This window comes from Actinomadura bangladeshensis (genome assembly GCF_004348335.1).
In the GTDB taxonomy this organism is placed as follows: Bacteria; Actinomycetota; Actinomycetes; order Streptosporangiales; family Streptosporangiaceae; genus Spirillospora; species Spirillospora bangladeshensis.
In genome coordinates, this window is the sequence record NZ_SMJW01000041.1 from 1 (window position 1) to 20,494 (window position 20,494).

Below are 20,494 nucleotides of genomic sequence, written 5' to 3' on the forward strand. Positions count from 1 at the left end.
ACGTCACCCCCGCCGACCTCGACGCGGCCGAGGCCGGCACCACCCTCATGCCCGCCATCTCCCTCGCCGCCGCCCACGCCGCCGAGGACCGCGAGTTCTGGGGCCGCATCGCCCACCTCGAAGAGGACAGGGAACTCGACTTCTGGAACACCCTCCACGCCGAGCTCACCGACTCCGAGCCCGCTCAGTACGCAAGCACTCCAGGATTCCGCTAGAGTTGTCCGTGCGAGCCCAGGGGGGCGACCCCCGGGCACGACACGCGGACGTGGCTCAGTTGGTAGAGCATCACCTTGCCAAGGTGAGGGTCGCGGGTTCGAATCCCGTCGTCCGCTCTGAGAGGCCCCATCAGGTCTCGCTCTGGTGGAGTGGCCGAGAGGCGAGGCAACGGCCTGCAAAGCCGTGTACACGGGTTCAAATCCCGTCTCCACCTCGCAGCACGCGCAAGGGCGATTAGCTCAGTGGGAGAGCGCTACCTTGACACGGTAGAGGCCACTGGTTCAATCCCAGTATCGCCCACGAGTCGGGCTCTGGTGCTCGCCGCCTTCGGGCGGCTTCGCCGGGGCCCGCACTGTTTTCCCGGGGGGCGACCCCCGCTGTGGGGGCTCCGCCCCTACATCCCCCTGACATTGCGGCCACCGCCTGTGTGGGCGGGTGGGGCCAGGAGTTTGTCCATGAGGACGTGCAGGTGGTGGCGGAAGCCCGCTACCGCTTCGGCGTCGTCGGCTCTGCGCATGCCCTGGGTTCGGTTCAGGACGCCCGAGCCCAGGAAGCCGTGGACGCACCAGACCATGGTGCCCAGGAGGTAATAGGGGTCCACGTCCGGGGGGACCTCGTCGCGGATCTTTCTGGCGGCCAGTTTCAGGAGCGGGCGGACGTAGCGGTCCTCCAGCTCGGAGATGTCGGCCGCGTCGTCGACCCAGCGGTGGGCCCACAGGGAGCGGTTGGGCGGATGCGCGAGGTGGAAGTCCAAGTAGGCGTCGACCATCCGGTGGACGGCGGCCCGGCCCGGTTCGGCCTCGGCCACGACCGCCTCCAGCATGGTGCGTTCGGAATCGAAGGCCCGGCCCATCACCTCCAGGTAGAGCTCCCGCTTGTCCCCGGCGACCTCGATGATCACCGCAGGGTCGACCCCCGTCGCGTCCGCCAGGAGGCGCAGGGACGTTCCGTCGTAGCCGAGTTCGCTGAACAGCCTGGTCGCCACGTCGATGACCTGCTGCCGTGAAATGGCACTCGCCATGCCGTCACGCTATGCATGCTCCGGCGATGCCCAATGCGCCCCCGCGTCACCGATCGGTCAAGCCATGGCAATCATTCCGTCAGCCTGGCCGCGAGGTGGCCCTGCCCGGCGGCGGGCTTCAGTCGTAGGAGGCCAGGGTGCGGGCGTGCAGGGCGAGGACGTGGGCCAGCAGGGCGGGGGCCTGCCCGCCTGAGGCGTCGGGGAGGACGTCGGGGGTGAGCGTCCAGTCGGCGCCGACCCAGTTGTCGGCGATGCTGTCCGCGCTGGACGGCAGGTTGTTGCAGGACTGCCGCAGCCGGATCGTGCGGACGGACTCGGCGGCCGGGGTGTCGGTCTCCACGAGCAGCACCGGGACACCGGCCGTCGGCCCGTCCTCCACCAGGCGCAGGAGCTGGTGCGCGTCCTCCCCGTCGAGCGCGGCGCCCGCGTCCAGGACGACCACCAGCCGGACGGGCGGGCCGCCGCCGGGCAGGTCCTCGTCCCCGCCGCCGATCTGGCGCAGGTCGACCAGGTCGAGCAGGCGGCGGACGCGCTCGGCCGCGCCGGTGCCGACCGCCACGCCGCCGCCGAGCAGCCGGGCGGACGTGGCCGGGTCGAAGCCCTGCAGCCAGCCCGCGCCGGACAGGCCCGCCGCGTCGATCACCTCCAGGCCGACGAGCCCGGGCGGGGCGGCGGCGAGGAACCGGGTCGCCAGCGACCAGGCGTAGGCGGTCGAGTCGGCGGGCATCGCACCCCGCGAGATCCACACGGCGCGCCGCCAGGGCAGCCGGAGGACCAGCGGTATCCGCAGGTCGGGCAGCTCGTCGGTGGACAGCCGGCCGAGCAGCACACCGCCCGCGAGGTCGGTGCGGGGCCGCCAGGTCAGCCAGGACGGCGCGTCGAACGGCGCGACCTCCGCGTCGACGTGCGGCTCGACCCGGGCCAGCTCGTCGCGGAGCTGGGCGGCGTCGGAGCGCAGCCGCTCGTCGGCGGCGGCCATCAGCTCGTCGAAGCGGCCGCGGGGCCGCCGTCCGGCGATCTCCTCGTTGCGGACGGTCAGCGCGTGCTCGGTCGCGGCGCGGAACGCGGCCACCGAGCGGCTCGCGTCCTCCCAGACGAGCCAGCAGCGTTCGAGGTAGTCGACCTCCGTGCCGGGCGGCGGCGGAGGCGCCCCCGGCCCCGGCGGCGGCTGCGGCGGCGCGGGCGGCGGAACGGCGGCCCGAGGCGGTGCGGCGGCCGGAGGCGGTGCGGCGGCCGGAGGCGGTGCGGCGGCGGGCGGGGCCGCCGGGGCCGCGGGTTCCGGCTCGCCCGGGTCGTCGACCTCGATGCCGTGCGCCGCGACCAGTTCGGCGAGGCCGCCCGCGTAGCCCTGGCCGACCGCGCGCACCTTCCACCGCTCGGCCCGGCGGTAGACCTCCAGGGCGATGATCGCCCGCTCCGGGCCGAGGCCCGGGACGGTGAACTCGGCGACCGCGGCGCCGCCGGCGGCCGCGAGGACGGCGCGCGGCGGCGGCACCGTCCCGAAGTCGGCCGTGCCGGTGAGGCTGACCGCGATCAGCACCGCGGTGACATCGCCGGGGACCGCGTCCAGGTCCAGCTCGATGCGCTGCCCGCCGCCGTCGGACCACTGGACGCCCGGCGCCCGCGGCGCGTTGAAGAACACCAGGTCCGCGTCGGAGCGGACGCGCAGGTCCGCGCCGACGAGCAGCGCGCTGACGTCCACCGGCGCGGAGCAGGCCGCGGTCGCGGTCACCCGCCGCGCGGGCAGCGCCGCGTTGGCGCCCCGGGTGAGTTCGGTCATCGGCGGGTCAGGCGTGCGCGGCGATCGCCGGAAGCATGTCCTGGAAGGTGCGGCCGTGGCACGGCTCCCCAATGGCGTTCATCTTCCAGCCGCCGCCGTGCCGGTAGAGCCGCGCCATGATCATGGCGGTGTGGGCGCCGCCGCCGGTCAGCGTGTACCGGGCGAGCTCGCCGCCGTCCATCTCGTTGACGAGCCGGCAGAAGGCGTTCTCCACCTCGTTGAAGGTCTGGCCGTTGAACGAGCTGACGGTGAACACCAGTGAGGTGACGTGCACCGGGAGGCGGTTCAGGTCGACGATGACCGACTCGTCGTCGCCGTCGCCCGCACCGGTCAGGTTGTCGCCGGTGTGCCGGACGGAGCCGTCGTCGCTGACGAGCTTGCCGAAGTAGACCACGTCCGCGAGGTTCGCGTCGGCGAAGAGGACGCAGGACGCGTCGAGGTCGATGTCCCGTTCGCGGGAGCCGAAGAAGCCCTTCTTCTTCACCGCGTCCCAGCCCAGGCCCATCCGGACCATGCTCAGCGCACCGCCGGGCTTCTCCAGCGAAATCCGCTGGCCCTTCACCATCGAGACGGTCACAGCCGTCGCCCTCCCTGCTGTCCCCATGCCGCGCTGACCCCGAGAGCGCGCCGGCCCCAAACGCACCCGGTCACCACGGAACGGCCAGGTGCGAGCAAAGCCTTGCAGGCCGTCCACCCTGTTGTCACCTCGTTCCGCCGTTCCGCGCCAGACCGGCCCGCACGTGAAACGGGTGGAAGGCTCCTTGCCCGCCGTGCGCGGGCGGCCGGATAGTGACCTTCGCCGGGCGACTCGCGAACGGGAAAAGGTGGTTTTGTGAGGGCCTTGGGTGTGCTGGTGGCGGCGCTGGTCGCCGCGATGACCGTCCTGGTCGGGCCGCCCGCCTCGGCGGCGGCGTTGACGGAGGTCACGAACTTCGGGACGAACCCGACCGGGCTGCGGATGCACCTGTACGTTCCGGACCGCGTCCAGGAGAGGCCGCCGGTGCTGCTGGCGGTCCACTGGTGCACGGGGTCGGGGCCGGCGATGTACTCGGGGACGGAGTTCGCGCGGCTCGCCGACCAGTACGGGTTCATCGTGGTCTATCCGTCGGCGACCCGCAGCGGCAACTGCTTCGACGTGTCGTCGGCGCAGGCGCTGAGGCGCGACGGCGGCAGCGACCCGGTCGGGCTCATGTCGATGGTCCGGTACACGCTGCAGCGGTACGGCGGGGACGCCTCCAGGGTGTTCGTCACCGGCGTCTCGTCCGGCGCGATGATGACGAACGTGATGCTCGCGAACTATCCCGACGTGTTCGCGGCGGGCGCGGCGTTCGCCGGAGTCCCGGACGGGTGCTTCGCCACGACCGACGGCTCGGGCTGGAACAGCGCGTGCGCCAACGGGACCGTCCTCAAGACGCCGCAGCAGTGGGGCGACATCGCCCGTTCCGCCGACCCCGGCTACTCCGGGCCGAGGCCGCGCGTGCAGTTGTGGCACGGCACGGCGGACGACACGCTGCGCTACCCCAACTTCGGCGAGGAGATCGACCAGTGGACGAACGTCCACGGCCTGCCGGCCACGCCGACCTCCACCGACCAGCCGCAGCAGGGCTGGACGCGCACCCGCTACGGCGACAAGGTCGAGGCGTACTCCCTGCAGGGCGTCGGGCACAACCTGATGGCGTCCGGCATGGCCCGGCGGGCGATCGAGTTCTTCGGGCTCGACCAGGGCGGGACGACGGAGCCGCCCGGCGACGGTGACGGCTCCGCGGCGTGCCGCGTCGCCTACTCGGTCAACGCCTGGAACACGGGCCTGGTCGCGAGCATCACGATCACCAACACCGGGTCCACCGCGGTCAACGGCTGGACGCTCAGTTTCACCCTGCCCGCCGGGCAGACGATCACGTCCGGCTGGGGCGCCGACTACCAGCCGAAGAGCGGCGCGGTGAGCGCGACGAACGTGTCCTACGACGCCGCGATCCCGGCCGGCGGCTCCATCGGCATCGGGCTGCAGGCCACGCACACCGGCAACACCGGCGCGCCCGGCGGGTTCACCCTCAACGGCGCCGCCTGCACTGCCGGGTGAGCGTCCGTTCCCGTGCGGAGCACCCGGCGCGTGCTCCGCGCGGGAACGGCCTCGCGGCTCACAGGCCGAGGCGCCCGGCGTGGCGGGAGAGGAAGGCGAGCACCTCCTCCTCGGGCTTGTCGGGCAGGCCCCACATGATCTCGGTGACGCCGGCCTCCTCCCAGGCCGCTATGTCCTCGGCCGAGGGGCGCATCGACGCCAGGACGGAGATCTCCGGGCGGCCGGCGCGGCCCGCATCCGACCAGGCGGCGTGCAGGGCCGCGACCTTGGCGAGGATGTCCCGCTCGGTCGGGGTGGTGATCCAGCCGTCGGCGTGGGCGGCGATCCAGGCGAGGGTCTTCGGGCCTCCGCCCGCGCCGATCATCAGCGGGACGCGGGACTGGACGGGCTTCGGCCACGCCCAGGACGGCCCGAACGACACGAACTCCCCGGCGTAGGACGCCTGCTCCTCCGTCCACAGGGCCCGCATCGCCTCGACGTACTCGCGCAGCACGGTCCGGCGCTTGCCCGCGGGGACGTGGTGGTCGGCGAGCTCGTCGGTGTTCCAGCCGAACCCGGCGCCGAGCGTGACGCGGCCGCCGGACAGGTGGTCGAGCGAGGCGATCGTCTTGGCCAGGGTGATCGGGTCGGACTCGACCGGCAGGGCCACCGACGTCCCGAGCCGGATGGTGGACGTGACGGTGACGGCCGACGCGAGCGAGACCCACGGGTCCAGCGTGCGCATGTAGCGGTCGTCCGGGAGGGTCTCGTCGCCCGTGCCGGGGTGGGCGGCCTCACGCTTGACGGGGATGTGGGTGTGCTCGGGGACGTAGAAGGAGTGGAACCCGTTCTCCTCGGCGGCCTTCGCGGCGGTGGCGGGCGCGATGCCCCGGTCACTGGTGAAGAGCACGATGCCATGGCGCATGCGTCCGATAGTAGAACGTGTTCTACCGACGCGGGGAGCGGCCGGGCGCCGCAAGGCGCGGGCGGCGGCGCGGCGCACCTTGGCGATATTGACACCCTTGTCAGCAGACCGTACGGTTCGCTTGATTCACGGTTGCCCGAGGGAAATCCGGTGAGATGCCGGTGCGGACGCGCCACTGTATCCGGGACGACGATCCCGGGAGCCAGGTCGCTCGGGTGGCCGCGACCTCATTGTCCGGGACGCGCACGATTCCCTACGGAGGCTCCGTGAGCACGCTGTCAGCTCGCACCATCCCCTTCCCCGCCTGGTCCCCTGGCTGCTCGCGGTGCCCGCGCCGCTGCTGATCGGCTACCTCCACGAGCTGATGCACGACGGGCGGCACCTGCTCGGCGTGCCCCGCCACTAGGCCGCCGCATGGTAAGCCGCCGCGCGGGCGCGCGGCTCGTCCCGCTCGGAGATCTCGATGGAATCGTGCGCGAGCACAGGAAGGCGGCCCGACATGCCCCAGGGGAAGCCCGTGTCCGTCCCCGACGACGGACTCACCACCCGGCAGCGCCGCAACCGGCCGCTGCTGATCGTCCACACCGGGACGGGGAAGGGGAAGTCGACGGCCGCGTTCGGGATGGCGCTGCGAGCCTGGAACCAGGGCTGGCCGGTCGGGGTGTTCCAGTTCGTGAAGTCGGCGAAGTGGCGGATCGGCGAGGAGCGGGCGCTGCGGGTGCTGGGCGACAGCGGCGAGGGCGGCCCGGTCGCCTGGCACAAGATGGGCGAGGGCTGGTCGTGGATCCGGCGGCCCGGCTCGGAGGCGGACCACGCGGCGGACGCGCGGGAGGGCTGGGCGCAGATCAAGCGGGACCTCGCCGCCGAGACGTACCGTTTCTATGTGCTGGACGAGTTCACGTATCCGATCAAGTGGGGCTGGCTGGACCTGGACGACGTGGTGGGGACGCTGACGTCCCGCCCCGGCGCGCAGCACGTCGTCGTCACCGGGCGGGACGCGCCGGAGCGGCTCATCGGGGCCGCCGACCTGGTGACGGAGATGGGGAAGGTCCGGCATCCGATGGACGCCGGCCAGAAGGGGCAGCGGGGCATCGAGTGGTGATCCCGCGGCTTGATCGCGTGCACCGCGCACGGGTGTCCGGGGATGTCCGCCGCTCCGGCCATCACACGTGCGGTAATCCGGACAAGTCGTTGATCGTTGTCGTGGTCGTGCCTAGATTGGCAGGAGCGTGTCGCTTCCGCGGAAGGAGCAAGTCTTGTCTCTGCGCACCGAGCCGCCGTTCCGCGCCGACCATGTCGGCAGCCTGCTGCGTCCGCCGGGGCTGCTGGCCGCACGCGAGGACCATGCGAAGGGCCGCATCGACGGCGCCGCGCTGGCCGCCGCCGAGGACGCCGCCATCCGCGACGCGGTCGCCATGCAGCGCGAGGCGGGGCTGCGGTCGGCGACCGACGGGGAGTTCCGCCGCACGTCCTGGCACATGGACTTCATCTACCGGCTCGGCGGGATCAGCCCGGCCGACGAGAAGATCAAGGTGCGGTTCCACAACCCGTCGGGCGACATCGAGTTCAGCACGGCGGCGCTGCGGGTGCACGACCGGGTCCGGCTGGACGAGACGATCTTCGCCGACGATTTCGCGTTCCTGCAGAGCGCGGCCGGGGACGGGGTGACGCCGAAGCTGACGATCCCGTCGCCGAACATGGTGCACTACCGCGGCGGCCCGGCCTCGATCGACCCGAAGGTCTACCCCGACATCGAGGAGTTCTGGTCCGACCTCGCCGCCGCCTACGCCGAGCAGGTGCGGCGGCTCGGCGAGATGGGCTGCCGGTACCTGCAGCTGGACGACACCAGCCTCGCCTACCTCAACGACCCGGCGCAGCGCGCCATGATCACCGAGCGCGGCGACGACGCCGAGCACCTGCACCTGCGCTACATCAGGCAGATCAACGCCGCGGTGGCCGGGCGGCCGGCGGGCATGAACGTCACCACGCACATGTGCCGGGGCAACTTCCGCTCGTCCTGGACGGCGGAGGGCGGCTACGACTTCGTCGCCGAGGCGCTGTTCGGCGAGCTGGACGTGGACGGGTTCTTCCTGGAATACGACGACGCCAGGTCCGGGGGCTTCGAGCCGCTGCGGTTCGTCCCGCCGGGCAAGATGGTCGTGCTCGGGCTCGTCACCACCAAGCGCGGCGAGCTGGAGTCCAAGGACGACCTGAAGCGCCGCGTCGACGAGGCGTCGCGGTTCGTGCCGCTGGAGCAGATCTGCCTGTCGCCGCAGTGCGGGTTCTCCTCGACGGTCGAGGGCAATGTGCTGACCGCCGAGCAGCAGGCGGCCAAGCTGCGCCTCATCGCCGAGACCGCGCAGGAGATCTGGGGTTGACGCGGCATCCGCGCATCGACGACCTGGCCGCCATCGCCGTCCCCGAGCAGCCCGCGCTGTCCCCCGACGGCGCGCGGGCCGTCTACGTGCTGCGCACCGGCGACACCGGCGCCGACCGGAACGCGCGGGCACTCTGGCGGGTGGACGTCCCGGGCGGGCGGCCCCGGCGGCTGACCCGCGGCCCGGACGACACCGCGCCCGCCTGGTCCCCGGACGGGACGCGGATCGCGTTCCTGCGCGCGCAGGACGGCCCGCCCCAGGTGTGGCTGCTCCCCGCCGACGGCGGCGAGCCCGAGCCGCTCACCGGTCTGCCGCTCGGCGCGGGGGCGCCGGTGTGGTGCCCGGACGGCTCGGCGATCGCGTTCACCGCTCCCACCCGCCCGGCCGGCGGGGCCGGCGGCCCGGTCGTGGCCGACCGGCTCGACTACCAGGCCGACGGCCACGGGCTCGTCGGCTCCCTGCGGCGGCACCTGCACGTGGTCGACGTCGCGACCGGGCGGTGCCGGCAGGTCACTCATGGGGACTGGCACGCCGGCGACCCGTGCTGGTCGCCGGATGGGGCGCGGCTGGCGTTCACCGCCGCGACGGACCCTGATGCCGACCTGACGCTCCGCACACCCGTGCACGTCGTCGACGTCGCCCGGGACGGCGCGTCCCCCGAGGTCGCGGGTCTTCCGGAAGGGGTCGCCGGCACGGTCGCGTGGGCGCCGGACGGGCGGTCGCTGCTGGTCGCGGGCAGGACGGGGCCGCCGGTGGGCCATGCCGGGCTGCTGCGGGTCCCGCTCGGCGGCGGGACGGCCGCGAACCTGTCCGCACCGCTGGACCGCAACGTCATGACCGGTCACACGGGCTACCCGGGCGCGGTGCCCCAGTTCGGCGGCGACGGCCGCAGCGTGTTCTTCTGCGTCCGCGACCGGGGCTGCACGCACGTCTACTCGGTGCCCGCGGACGGCGGCGAGCCGCGTCCGGTGGTCACCGGCGCGGGACGTGTCGTGTCCGGCATGTCGGTCGCCGGGGGCACGGCCGTGATCGCCCTCGCCACGCCCGCGTCGTTCGGTGAGATCGTGGCCGTCGACCTCGCCACGGGGGCGGAGACCGTGCTCACCGAGCACGGCGCCGGAGTGTCCGGCATCGTCCCGTTCGCCCGGCAGGAGCGCGAGTTCACGATCTCCGACGGGACGGTCGTGCACGGCTGGCTCGTCCGCGACCCGGACGCGGCCGGACCGCAGCCCCTCCTGCTCGACGTGCACGGCGGCCCGCACAACGCGTGGAACGGCGCCGCCGACGACGTGCACCTCTACCACCAGGAATTGGCCGCGGCCGGCTGGACGGTGCTGCTGGTCAACCCGCGCGGCAGCGACGGCTACGGCGAGCGGTTCTGGCGTGCGGTCGAGGGCGCCTGGGGCACGGCCGACGCCGCGGACCTGCTGGAGCCGATCGACGCCCTGGTCGCCGCCGGCATCGCCGACCCGGACCGGCTCGCCGTCACCGGCTACAGCTACGGCGGGTTCATGACCTGCTACCTCACCGGCCGGGACGGCCGCTTCAAGGCGGCGGTCGCGGGCGGCGTCGTCGCCGACCTCACGAGCTTCGGCGGCGCCGCGCACGGCGGCCACGACCTGAGCGAGTTCGAGCTGGGCGGCCCGTTCTGGACGCGCCCCGACCGGCACGCCGCGATGTCGCCGCTGACGCACGTCGACCGGGTGACCGCGCCGACGCTGATCCTGCACGGCGCGGACGACCTGGCCTGCCCCGCCGGCCAGGCCCAGCAGTGGCACACCGCGCTGCGCGAGCGGAACGTCCCGTCCCGGCTGGTGCTCTATCCGGGCGCTTCGCACATGTTCATCCTGGACGGCCGGCCGTCCCACCGGATCGACTACAACCGCCGCGTCGTCGAGTGGGCCGAGCGGTACGCGGGCCGCGAGGCCGCGGGGCCGCACCGCGCGCCCATCGACGCCGCCCACTGGCGGCGCCGGCTCGCCGCGCTCGCCGAGCGGCACCGCGTGCCCGGCGCATCCCTCGGCATCCTGCGGCTGCGGGACGGCCGCGAGGACGAGCTCGCCGAGGCCGCGTACGGCGTCCTGAACAGGGACACCGGCGTGGAGACCACCACCGACTCGGTGTTCCAGATCGGGTCGATCACCAAGGTGTGGACCGCGACCGTCGTGATGCAGCTCGCGGAGGAGGGCCTCCTCGACCTCGACGCGCCCATCGCCGAGGTGCTGCCCGAGCTGCGGCTGGCCGACCGCGACGCCGCCAAGAACGTGACGATGCGGCACCTGCTGACCCACACCAGCGGCATCGACGGCGACGTGTTCACCGACACCGGGCGCGGCGACGACTGCCTGGAGAAGTACGCGGCCGTCCTCGCGGACGTCGCGCAGAACCATCCCGTGGGCGCCACCTGGTCGTACTGCAACGCCGGGTTCTCGCTGGCCGGACGGGTGATCGAGCGGCTGACCGGCACGACGTGGGACGAGGCCGTGCGGGCGCGGCTGTTCGAGCCGCTCGGCCTTCGCCGCACGATCACGCTGCCCGAGGAGGCGCTGCTGCACCGCGCCGCCGTCGGCCACGTGAGCCCCGGCGGGGCCGAGCCGCAGCGCGCCCCGGTGTGGCAGCTGCCGAGGGCCATCGGACCCGCCGGGCTGATCGGCGCGTCCGCCGCCGACGTGCTCGCCTTCGCGCGCCTGCACCTGACCGGCGGGCTCGCGCCCGGCGGGGCGCGGCTGCTGAGCGAGGAGGCCGCCGCCGCGATGGCCGCCCGGCACGCCGAGCTGCCCGACACCCGCACGCTCGGCGACTCGTGGGGGCTCGGCTGGATCCGGGACGCCTGGGACGGCCGGCGGCTCATCGGGCACGGCGGCTCGACGATCGGGCAGAACGCCTACCTGCAGCTGCTGCCGGACGCGGGCCTCGCCGTCGTCCTGCTCACCAACGGCGGCGACACCGACGGGCTGTACGAGGACCTGTACCGGGAGATCTTCGCCGACCTCGCCGGCGTCGCGATGCGCCCGCCGCTGCGCCCGCCCGCCGGCCCCGTCGCCGCCGACATCGGGCCGCACCTCGGCACCTACGAGCGGGCCGGCTCGCGGCTGGAGGTGCTCCGCGGCGAGGACGGGCCCGTCCTGCGGGTGACGCGGACCGGGCCGCTGGCCTCGATGCTGCCCGACACGGTGAGCGAGCACCCGATGGCCGCGATCCAGGAGGACGTGTTCGCCGTCCGGGACCCCGGCACGGACAACTGGATGCCGGTGACGTTCTACGCCCTCCCGACCGGCGAGCGCTACCTGCACTACGGCCTGCGCGCCACCCCCAAGACCGGCTGACCGGGCTCCGGCGCGTCCCGCGACCGGAGCCTGACCTTTCGGTTAATGATGGGTGAAGTTATCTCCCTGAGCGGGGATCGCGCTCCGCGGCCGGCAGTAGGCTCGCGGCGGACCCCGCGCAGGGCGGCGGCGGGGACGGGGCGGGAGAGGAACCGGGCCGGTGAGCGTGATCAATGTGGGGCAGGCCATCGTCCTCGGCATCGTGGAGGGGCTGACCGAGTTCCTCCCGGTGTCCTCGACCGGGCACCTGAAGATCACCGAGGGCCTGATGGGCATCCCGGTGGACGACAAGGCCGTCGTCGGGTTCACCGCCGTCATCCAGGTCGGCGCGATCGCCGCCGTCCTCGTGTACTTCTTCCGGGACATCCTCCGGATCGCCACCGCGTGGGGGCGCGGGATCGTCGACCCGTCCGAGCGGTACCACCACGACTACAAGTTCGCGTGGTGGGTCGTCTTCGCGACGATCCCGGTGGTCGTCGTCGGCGTCGCAGCCAAGGACCTCATCGAGGGCCCGCTCGCCTCCCTGTGGGTGGTCGCCGGGTCGCTGCTCGCCGGCAGCGTCGTGATGTGGCTCGCCGACCGGCTCGGCCGGCACAAGCGCGGCGAGGACGACACGTCCCTCACCGACGCGATGCTGATCGGGTCGTCGCAGATCCTCGCGATGCTGTTCCCCGGCTTCTCCCGGTCCGGCGCGACGATGTCGGTCGGGCTGATGCTGGGCCTCGACCGGGTCGCCGCGACCCGGCTGTCGTTCTTCCTCGGCATCCCCGCGCTGACCGGCGCCGGCCTCTACGAGCTGCCCACCGCGCTCGGCTCCGGGGTGGACGCGCTGCCGCTGGCCGTCGGCACCGCCGTGTCGTTCGCCGTCGCCTACGCGTCCATCGCCTGGCTGCTGCGGTTCGTGGCGCGGCACACCTTCACCTCGTTCGTGGTCTACCGGATCATCATCGGCCTGCTGCTGTTCGGGCTGCTCGGCGCCGGGACGCTGAACGCCTGAAAGACCGCGGGGATTGGGGAAGACTGCCACGGTCCACACCTCCGACGAGGAACGGAGCCCTGACGATCGATGAACGACGCGATGTGGGCCGGAACCGTCGCCGTCACCGGGCACGGTGACGCCGAGCTCGAGGCGTACCTCGCGCGGCCGCTGGGCGACGCCCCGCGCGGCGGCGTGGTGGTGATCCACCACCTGCCGGGATACGACTCCGGCACGCGGGAGTTCGCCCGCACGTTCGCCGCGCACGGGTACGCCGCGATCGTGCCGAACCTGTACTCGCGGGAGGGCGCGGACGTCGCCCCCGACGACCAGGCCGCCGCCGTCCGCGCGAAGGGCGGCGTGCCGGACGAGCAGCTCGTCGGCGACGTCGCCGGAGCCGCCGCGTACCTGAACGCGCTGGACCACGCCAACGGGAGGATCGGCGTGATCGGCCACTGCTCGGGCGGGCGGCACGCGTTCCTCGCCGCCTGCTCCCTCGACCTCGACGCCGCCGTCGACTGCTACGGCGCGTTCGTCGTGAACGACCCCCCGGCCGGCTCGCCGCTGAAGATGACGTCGCTGCTGTCGAAGGCGCCTGACCTGTCGTGCCCGCTGCTCGGCCTGTTCGGCGAGGACGACGAGTTCCCCGCGCCGGACGAGGTCGCCGCGCTCGACGCGGAGCTGACCGAGCTCGGCAAGGAGCACGAGTTCCACAGCTATCCCGGCGCCGGGCACGCGTTCTTCGCGGTCGAACGGCCCTCGTTCCGGCCCGCCGCCGCCAAGGACGGCTGGGCGAAGATCTTCGCGTTCTACGGCCGCCACCTGAGCGCCTGAGAGGAGACGCCATGTGCACCTACCAGACCGTCAAGGTGGAACTGGACGGCGCGGCGAAGGGCGCGGCCGGCTGGTTCACGGTGACCGACGGCGCCGTCTACGTCGACCACCCGTACCACGCGTGCCACGAGCACACGGTGAACATCGACTTCACCAACCCGGGCGACGGCCCGTCCGCGCGGGTCGCGGTCGAGCTGACCGAGGAGGCGGCGCTGGCACTGGTCGACGCCATCCAGCAGGCCCTGGCCGCCGCGCCGCCCGGCCTCGCCTCCGGCCGCGGCGCCGCCTGACGGCACGCGGTCGCCGCGCCCGGAGGCGAAGTTCGCCGAGCCTCCGCCTCACCGGGCGCGCGTGGCGTCGCTGCGGAACTCGGTGTAGGTGTAGGGGTTGTCGAGGATCTTCGTCTCGGGGACGTCGGGGTTCATCCCGGCCGCCCACGCCTCCTCCCCCATCGACGAGCGCAGGTACTCGACGGTCGCCTCGACCTCGCGGCGGGCGGCGGCCAGGTCGGTGTCGACGAGGCGGTGGTCGTGCTTGACCACGCGGCCGTTCACCACGACGGTGTGGACGTCCCCGCGCTGCGCCTGGAACGCGACGTGCCCGTAGGGGTTGAGGACGGGGAACGACACCGGCGAGTGCTCGTTCTTGATCAGCACCACGTCGGCCTTCTTGCCGGGCGCGAGGCTGCCGAGGTCGTCGCGGCCGAGCGTGCGGGCGCCGCCGCGGGTGGCCCAGTCGACGACCTGGTCGGCGCGCAGGCTGCAGTGGGTGACGGTGTCGCCCTTGCCGTGCGCCTCGAGGTGCATGCGGCAGCGGTCGGCGCCGAGCGTGGTCCGCATGGCGGAGAACAGGTCGCCGCTCCACCAGACGCTCGTGTCCATCGACAGCGACACCGGGATGTCGTGGTTGCGCAGCACCCAGGTGGGCGGGTAGCCCTGCCCGGCGCTCTGCTCGCTCTCGGTCGACACCGAGATCGACCCGCCGGTGGCGGCGATGCGGTGGTAGGAGTCCGCCGACAGGGACGCGGCGTGCACGTACACGGTCTCGGGCGTCATGAACCCGGCGTCGTGCATCTGCCTGATGCCCTCGTCGCTGGTCGCGCCCCAGACACCGGCGTGCGTGGTGACGGGCACGCCGAGGTCGCGGGCGACCTCGAAGGCGGGCTTCTCCGGGAAGGACGGGTCGCCGACCACGTCGAATGCGACCTGGAAGCCGAGCATGTCGCCGCCGCTCAACTCCCCGGCGAGGGCGCGGAACTCGGGCGTCGCGGTCCACTCGGCGGGCGGGGCCTGGATGTTGCCGTAGGCGAGGACGAACCGGCCGGGCACCGAGCGCAGCGCGTCCACCGCGGCGGCGGCGTGGTCGGGGGTCTGCAGGCCGTGCGACCAGTCGACGACCGTGGTCACGCCGGCGTCGATCGCCTCGATCGCGGCGAGCAGGTTCCCGGCGTGGACGTCCTCGGGCCGGAACCGCTTGCCGTGCTCCAGGTAGTACCAGACAAAGTACTGCGTCAGCGTCCAGTCGGCGCCGTAGCCGCGCATCGCGGTCTGCCACATGTGCCGGTGCGTGTCGATCATGCCGGGCATGACGATGCCGCCGGACGCGTCGATCTCGGCGGTGCCGTCCGGGACCGGGAGGTCCGGGCCGACCGCGCTGATCCGGTCGCCGTCGATGAGGACGTCGGCGCCGTCCAGGACCTCGCGCCCGTCGGTCATCGGCAGCACCATGCCGCCGCGCAGCACCAGGGGACGCCCCGGCTCGAACTCGCTCATCATCGTTCTCCTCGTCTCGGGACCCGACCGCCGGGAGCAGTCACGGACCGATGTCCGCTATACGGTCAAACCTGCATGCAGCCACTCTCGTCACCGGTAGTCAAAGTGTCAACCACTTGACCGCCACGGATATGGACGTGCCAGAATCGCAGTGACGGACGAATGTCCGTTGAACGGACGAACATGCGCGCAAGCGATGAGCAAGGGAGCCGGATGACTGACGACACCACGCGCGGCGGGCCGCTCTCGGGGGTGCTGGTGGCGGACTTCTCCCGGATCCTCGCCGGCCCCTACGCGACGATGCTGCTGGCCGACCTGGGCGCGGACGTGGTCAAGGTGGAGGGCCCGAAGGGCGACGACACCCGCACCTGGACGCCGCCCGCGCGCGGCGACGCCGCGACCTACTACCTCGGTGTCAACCGCGGGAAGCGCTCGATCGCGCTGGACCTGCGGGACGAGCGGGACGCCGAGGCCGCCCGCGAGCTGGCGCGCCGCGCCGACGTCCTGATCGAGAACTTCAAGCCGGGCGGCCTCGCCCGCTTCGGCCTCGACTACGACTCGGTCCGCGTCGCCAACCCCGGCATCGTCTACAGCTCGATCACCGGGTTCGGATCGGGCGCCGGGCGGAAGGTCCCCGGCTACGACCTGATGGTGCAGGCGATCTCCGGGCTGATGAGCCTCACCGGAGACCCGGACGGCCCGCCGTACCGGGCGGGCATCTCGGTGTTCGACGTGATGGCGGGCAACCACGCCGCGATCGGCATCCTCGCGGCGCTGCGGCACCGGGACGCGACCGGCCGGGGCCAGCTCGTCGAGGTGAACCTGCTGTCGTCCGCGCTGACCGGGCTCGTCAACCACAGCTCCGCCTACGTCGCCGGCGGCACCGTCCCCTACCGGATGGGCAACGCGCACCCGAGCGTGTTCCCCTACGAGCCGCTGCCGACCGCCGACAACGACCTCATCGTCACCGCGGCGAACGACGGCCAGTTCCGCAAGCTGTGCGAGGTGCTCGGCATCCCGGACGTCCCGGACGACCCGCGGTTCGCGACCAACGCCGACCGCACCGCCAACCGGGCCGAGCTGCGCCCGGTCCTGGTGGAGCGGCTGAAGCGGCGCGGCGCGGTCGAATGGTTCGAGCTGCTGGTGGACGCGGGCGTGCCGAGCGGCCCGATCAACACGATCGACGGCGGCTTCGCGATGGCCGAGCGCTTCGAGCTGGACCCGGTCGTGGTCGTCGGCGAGGGCGAGCACGCGGTGCCGACGACCCGGCACCCGATCCGCTTCTCCGAGACGCCCGCGTGCTACCGGCTGCCGCCGCCGGACCTGGACGAACACGGTGCCGAGCTGCGTAAATGGCTGTCGGAGCCGCAGGAGGACGACCGTGGCTGACACACCGGAGTACCCGACCGCGCTGGGCGCGTCCAGCCGGGAGGCGATCACGCTGCTGGGCCGCGACCTCGCGCGGGACGTGATGGGCGAGGTGGGGTTCGGCGAGCTGGCGTTCTGGCTGGCGACGCAGCGGCGGCCCACGCCCGGCGAGACGCGGGTGTTCGAGGCGGTCCTCGCCGCGCTCGCCGACCACGGCTTCACCCCGACCGCGATCGTGACGAGGCTGACGTACCTGTCGGCACCCGACTCGGTGCAGGGCGCGCTCGCCGCCGGGCTGCTGGGCGGCGGGTCCCGGTTCCTCGGCGTCACCGAGGACACGGGCCGCTTCCTGCACGACGTCCTGACCTCGGTGGACGGCGACCTGCCGTCCGACGGCGCGGGCTGGGACGCGCTGGCGCTGCGGACCGTCCAGCGGGAGCGGGAGGCGAAGCGGTTCGTCCCCGGCCTCGGCCACCACGTCCACAAGGACGGCGACCCCCGCACCCCGCGGCTGATGCAGATCGCCACCGAGGAGAACCTGTACGGCCCGCACCTGTCGCTGTTCGCCGCGATCGGCCGCGTCCACCCCGAGGTGCTCGGCAGGACGCTGCCGCTGAACGGCGCCGGCGTGTGCGGCGCCGCGCTCGCCGACCTCGGCCTGCCGCTGGAGCTGCTGCGCGGGTTCGCGCTCCTCGCCCGCACCGCCGGCCTCATCGGGCAGCTCGCCGAGGAGCTGCGCAACCCCGTCGGCAACGAGATCTTCCTGTCGGTGGACCTCAACAACCGGTCCATCGCCCCCGACCCCTACACCCCCGAGGACCGTCATGGCTGAACTGGTCGCTGTGATCGCTTCGACCCACCACCCCTTCTACCACCGCGCGAGCACCGCGACCGCCGAGGACCGCCCCGACTTCGCCGACGAGTGGGTCCGCAAGATCGAGGCGTTCCGCGAGACGCTGACGAGGGCCCGCCCGGACGTCCTGGTCATGGTCGGCTCCGACCACTTCCACCAGCTGTGGCTGGACAACATGCCGCAGTTCCTCATCGGCAAGGCGCCGTTCTACGACGCCAACTGGTACAACGAGGAACGCGAGTTCGGGCTGCCGCGCATGCTGTTCACCGGGCAGGAGGACCTGTCCGAGTACATGCTGCGCGAAGGCCTGGACGCGGGCTTCGACCTGGCGTTCTCCAACGAGCTGCGCATCGACCACTCGATCACGTGCCCGATCATCACGCTGCGTCCGCAGAACGACCTGCCGATCGTCCCGGTCTACACCAACATCTTCGCCCCGCCCCTGCCGCGGCCCAAGCGGTTCGTGCAGCTCGGACGGACGATCCGGGAGCTGGTGGAGTCGTGGCCGGGGAACCAGCGCGTCGCGGTCATCGGCACCGGCCACCTGTCCCTCGAACTGGGCGGCCCGCGCCAGTTCGGCCCGCACGGCCCCGACCCCGAGTTCGACGCGAAGGCCGTCGAATGGATCTCCTCCGGCGACATCGAGGGCTGCCTGTCCGAGGTCACCCTCGACAGCCTCCACGCCCCCGGCAACGCCACCCACGGCTTCATGGACTTCATGCTGATGATGGGCGTAGCGGGCGAAGGCAAGAAGGCCGACTACGTCGACACCTACGACCTGTTCCACACGATGGAGGCCTACTTCACCTGGTACCCGAACGGAGCGGGCGAGTGAGCAAGTATCTGTTGAACAAGTTCCTCTTCACCGTCGACCGCGATCCTGAGCTGGTCGAGCGCTACCGGAACGAGCCGGAGGCGACCGTGGCGTGGTGGGAGGAGGAACAGGCCAACCGGATCATCAACTGCCATGGGGGCGAGTCGTCGACCTGGCTGAAGTTCGACGATGTGGAGCGGGCCGCGCTCGCCGGGCATGACTACCCGAAGCTGTTCGAGCTGGGCGCGCACCCGTTCCTCACGCTGACGCTGTTCATCGCGATGTTCGAGCGCGACTACGACGAGCCGCTCGGATTCCAGCTGGAGTATGCGCGGCGGGTCTCGCACGTCACGCTGCCCTACCCCGACATCGCGACCTGAGCCGATGCGCGCTGCGGAGATCAGGGAATGCGGACGTCCGCCCGTGGTGGCGGAGCGCAAGCCTCCCGTGCCGGGCGGCGGGGAGGTCCTGGTGGACGTCCTCGCCGCACCCATCACGCCGCTCGACCTGCTGTGCGCGAGCGGCACGTCCTACTTCGGGACGCCCGCGACGCCGTACGTGCCGGGCGTGCAGGGCGTCGGGACGTCCGGGGGCCGGACGGTCTGGTTCCCGAGCCCGGCCGGAATGGCGCCGGGCGACGGAAGCATGGCCGAGGTCGCGGCCGTCCCGGAGGCGGCGCTCGTCGAGCTGCCGGACGGCGTCGACCCGGTGCGGCTCGCGGCGCTCGGGCTGTCGGCCGTCGCCGCGCACATGGCGCTGACCTGGCGCGGCGAGCTGGCCGCCGGTGAGCAGGTGGTCGTGCTCGGCGCGGGCGGGGTCGTCGGCCAGGCCGCGGTGCAGCTCGCGCGGACGGCGGGTGCGCGGCGGGTCGTCGCCGGCGCCCGGTCGCCGCGGGCGCGGGCGCGGGCGGCGCGGGCCGGAGCGGACGCGGTCGTCGCGCTCGACACCGGCGACGTCGGCGAGCTGGCCCGGCGGTTCGCCGGCGCCGCCGACGGGCCGGTGGACCTGGTGCTCGATCCGCTGTTCGGCGCCCCTGCGGCGGCGGCGGCGCGGACGCTGCGTCCGGGCGGGCGGCTCGTCAACCTCGGGAGTTCGGCGGGCGAGACGTGCCCGATCGACTCCGCCACCCTCCGCGGGAAGTCGCTGCGGCTGCTCGGCTACACCAACAACGAGCTGTCGGCCGGGCAGCGCGCGGCGTCGATCGTGTTCGTCGCGGAGCAGGCCGCGTCCGGGAGGCTGGCCGTCGCCCACGAGACCGTGCCCCTGGAGGACGCGGCGGAGGCGTGGCGGCGCCAGGGCGAGGGGACGGCGGCGGGGCGGATCGTCCTCACCCCGCGGTGACCTGGGGGACGGTCTCCAGGCGGGCGAAGTCGGCGCTGATCTCCCCCGCCGTCTGCAGCAGCAGCGGGAGGTGCTCCTCCAGGAGCTGCTCGACGGGCGTCTCGGCGGCGTGCGTGTTGACGTTGATGCCCGCGATGACCGTGCCGGAGCCGTCCCGCAGCGGCGCCGCGACCGAGCGGATGCCGCGCGCGAGCTGCTCGTCGGTCAGCGCCCAGCCGCGCGCCCGCACCTCGCGCAGTTCCGCGTCCCGCTCCGCCCTGGTGAGGTGGACGCGCGGCTCCAGCCCGGAGCGGGTCGGCTCGGCGAGGATCCGGTCGACCTCGGCGGGGTCGAGCGCGGCGAGCTGCACCTTGCCGAGCGAGGTCTGCAGCGCCGGGAACCGGGTGCCGATCTGCACCGCCAGCGCGACGATCTTCGGGACGGCGACGCGCGCGACGTAGACGATGTCGGACCCGTCGAGCTGCGCGATGGAGCACGACTCGTTCGTCCGGGCGACGAGCCGCTCCATGTGCGGGCGGGCCACGTCCCACAGGCCCATGGACCGGACGTAGGCGACGCCGAGGTCGAGGACGCGCGGGGTCAGGGAGTAGCCGCCGTCGGCGGCCCGCACGTAGCCGAGTTCCCGCAGCGTCAGCAGGATGCGGCGGGCGGTCGGCCGGGCCAGCCCGGTCGCCTCCGCGACCTGGGCGAGCGACATGACCGGCCGCCGCGCCTCGAAGGCGGTGATGACCTCCAGGCCCCGGGCCAGCGCCTCGATGAAATCCGGTCCGGTGCCTTCCCGTGGCATCGATCATCCCCTCGCCGCCGGCCGCGCCATCATTCGTCCATCAT

The 20,494-nt window shown here is 73.1% G+C and carries 18 protein-coding genes, 3 tRNA genes and 1 pseudogene; 16 read left to right on the forward strand and 6 right to left on the reverse strand.

Translation table 11 applies throughout. The features are described 5' to 3' along the window. The 4 genes and pseudogenes from E1284_RS10775 to E1284_RS10790 form a co-directional block, all read left to right on the forward strand. A pseudogene (locus E1284_RS10775) lies at window positions 1–215 on the forward strand (CHAP domain-containing protein); the annotation flags it as partial. 44 nt (window positions 216–259) lie between these two features. Then, window positions 260–332 (forward strand) — tRNA-Gly (locus E1284_RS10780). Between the two features lie 27 nt (window positions 333–359). Further along, window positions 360–430 (forward strand) — tRNA-Cys (locus E1284_RS10785). A 14-nt stretch (window positions 431–444) separates the two neighbouring features. Further along, window positions 445–516: transfer RNA gene (locus E1284_RS10790), tRNA-Val, on the forward strand. A 94-nt stretch (window positions 517–610) separates the two neighbouring features. Here the strand turns inward: E1284_RS10790 and E1284_RS10795 are convergent. The 3 genes from E1284_RS10795 to E1284_RS10805 form a co-directional block, all read right to left on the reverse strand. Beyond that, window positions 611–1,237, reverse strand: coding sequence for a TetR/AcrR family transcriptional regulator (locus E1284_RS10795; protein ID WP_131938892.1), 627 nt, complete (start codon window positions 1,235–1,237; stop codon window positions 611–613). Window positions 1,238–1,355: 118 nt separating this feature from the next. Beyond that, window positions 1,356–3,017: a TerD family protein gene (locus tag E1284_RS10800; protein ID WP_131938893.1), complete on the reverse strand. Its 1,662-nt coding sequence runs from the start codon at window positions 3,015–3,017 to the stop codon at window positions 1,356–1,358. A 7-nt stretch (window positions 3,018–3,024) separates the two neighbouring features. After that, on the reverse strand, window positions 3,025–3,594 hold the full coding sequence (locus E1284_RS10805) for a TerD family protein (protein WP_131938894.1): 570 nt from the start codon (window positions 3,592–3,594) through the stop codon (window positions 3,025–3,027). 255 nt (window positions 3,595–3,849) lie between these two features. Here E1284_RS10805 and E1284_RS10810 point away from each other — a divergent pair, with 255 nt between their 5' ends. Then, window positions 3,850–5,097 carry an extracellular catalytic domain type 1 short-chain-length polyhydroxyalkanoate depolymerase gene (locus E1284_RS10810; RefSeq protein ID WP_341770390.1) on the forward strand — a complete coding sequence of 416 codons (1,248 nt, stop codon included), beginning with the start codon at window positions 3,850–3,852 and terminating at the stop codon, window positions 5,095–5,097. 58 nt (window positions 5,098–5,155) lie between these two features. Here the strand turns inward: E1284_RS10810 and E1284_RS10815 are convergent, their stop codons facing one another. Then, on the reverse strand, window positions 5,156–6,001 hold the full coding sequence (locus tag E1284_RS10815) for an LLM class F420-dependent oxidoreductase (RefSeq protein ID WP_131938895.1): 846 nt from the start codon (window positions 5,999–6,001) through the stop codon (window positions 5,156–5,158). 499 nt (window positions 6,002–6,500) lie between these two features. Between E1284_RS10815 and cobO the strand changes: the two genes are divergently transcribed. The 6 genes from cobO to E1284_RS10850 all read left to right on the forward strand — a co-directional run bounded on the left by cobO (window position 6,501) and on the right by E1284_RS10850 (window position 13,805). Next, window positions 6,501–7,103 (forward strand): cob(I)yrinic acid a,c-diamide adenosyltransferase, encoded by a 603-nt coding sequence (gene cobO, locus E1284_RS10825; protein ID WP_131938896.1) that lies wholly within the window; start codon window positions 6,501–6,503, stop codon window positions 7,101–7,103. A 154-nt stretch (window positions 7,104–7,257) separates the two neighbouring features. Then, entirely contained in the window at window positions 7,258–8,379 is a 1,122-nt protein-coding gene (locus E1284_RS10830) for a 5-methyltetrahydropteroyltriglutamate--homocysteine S-methyltransferase (protein ID WP_131938897.1), read from the forward strand. Beyond that, a complete protein-coding gene (locus tag E1284_RS10835; protein ID WP_131938898.1) occupies window positions 8,376–11,705 on the forward strand; it encodes a serine hydrolase in 3,330 nt (1,109 codons plus the stop codon). Before E1284_RS10830 ends, E1284_RS10835 begins: the two co-directional genes overlap by 4 nt. Before the next feature lie 160 nt (window positions 11,706–11,865). After that, window positions 11,866–12,702: an undecaprenyl-diphosphate phosphatase gene (locus tag E1284_RS10840; RefSeq protein ID WP_131938899.1), complete on the forward strand. Its 837-nt coding sequence runs from the start codon at window positions 11,866–11,868 to the stop codon at window positions 12,700–12,702. Between the two features lie 69 nt (window positions 12,703–12,771). Next, window positions 12,772–13,515: a dienelactone hydrolase family protein gene (locus tag E1284_RS10845; RefSeq protein ID WP_131938900.1), complete on the forward strand. Its 744-nt coding sequence runs from the start codon at window positions 12,772–12,774 to the stop codon at window positions 13,513–13,515. Between the two features lie 11 nt (window positions 13,516–13,526). Beyond that, window positions 13,527–13,805, forward strand: a complete 279-nt coding sequence (locus E1284_RS10850; protein WP_131938901.1) for a DUF6295 family protein — start codon at window positions 13,527–13,529, stop codon at window positions 13,803–13,805. 48 nt (window positions 13,806–13,853) lie between these two features. Here E1284_RS10850 and E1284_RS10855 read toward each other — a convergent pair whose 3' ends face one another. Next, window positions 13,854–15,290: an amidohydrolase family protein gene (locus E1284_RS10855; protein WP_424923482.1), complete on the reverse strand. Its 1,437-nt coding sequence runs from the start codon at window positions 15,288–15,290 to the stop codon at window positions 13,854–13,856. A 210-nt stretch (window positions 15,291–15,500) separates the two neighbouring features. On the opposite strand from E1284_RS10855, the gene E1284_RS10860 reads away from it, so the two are divergent. The 5 genes from E1284_RS10860 to E1284_RS10880 are packed head-to-tail and all read left to right on the forward strand — an operon-like array spanning window position 15,501 to window position 19,663. Further along, window positions 15,501–16,676 carry a CaiB/BaiF CoA transferase family protein gene (locus E1284_RS10860; RefSeq protein ID WP_131938902.1) on the forward strand — a complete coding sequence of 392 codons (1,176 nt, stop codon included), beginning with the start codon at window positions 15,501–15,503 and terminating at the stop codon, window positions 16,674–16,676. After that, window positions 16,669–17,487: a citryl-CoA lyase gene (locus E1284_RS10865; RefSeq protein ID WP_131938903.1), complete on the forward strand. Its 819-nt coding sequence runs from the start codon at window positions 16,669–16,671 to the stop codon at window positions 17,485–17,487. Before E1284_RS10860 ends, E1284_RS10865 begins: the two co-directional genes overlap by 8 nt. Further along, on the forward strand, window positions 17,480–18,343 hold the full coding sequence (locus tag E1284_RS10870) for a DODA-type extradiol aromatic ring-opening family dioxygenase (RefSeq protein WP_131938904.1): 864 nt from the start codon (window positions 17,480–17,482) through the stop codon (window positions 18,341–18,343). Before E1284_RS10865 ends, E1284_RS10870 begins: the two co-directional genes overlap by 8 nt. Then, entirely contained in the window at window positions 18,340–18,702 is a 363-nt protein-coding gene (locus E1284_RS10875; RefSeq protein ID WP_131938905.1) for a hypothetical protein, read from the forward strand. The genes E1284_RS10870 and E1284_RS10875 overlap by 4 nt, the downstream gene beginning before the upstream one ends. A gap of 4 nt (window positions 18,703–18,706) precedes the next feature. Further along, window positions 18,707–19,663, forward strand: coding sequence for a quinone oxidoreductase family protein (locus E1284_RS10880; RefSeq protein WP_131938906.1), 957 nt, complete (start codon window positions 18,707–18,709; stop codon window positions 19,661–19,663). Here the strand turns inward: E1284_RS10880 and E1284_RS10885 are convergent. After that, the gene (locus tag E1284_RS10885) at window positions 19,650–20,450 is read right to left on the reverse strand and encodes an IclR family transcriptional regulator domain-containing protein (RefSeq protein ID WP_131938907.1); all 801 of its coding nucleotides are present in this window, start codon (window positions 20,448–20,450) and stop codon (window positions 19,650–19,652) included. The genes E1284_RS10880 and E1284_RS10885 overlap by 14 nt on opposite strands. Window positions 20,451–20,494 lie beyond the last annotated feature (44 nt).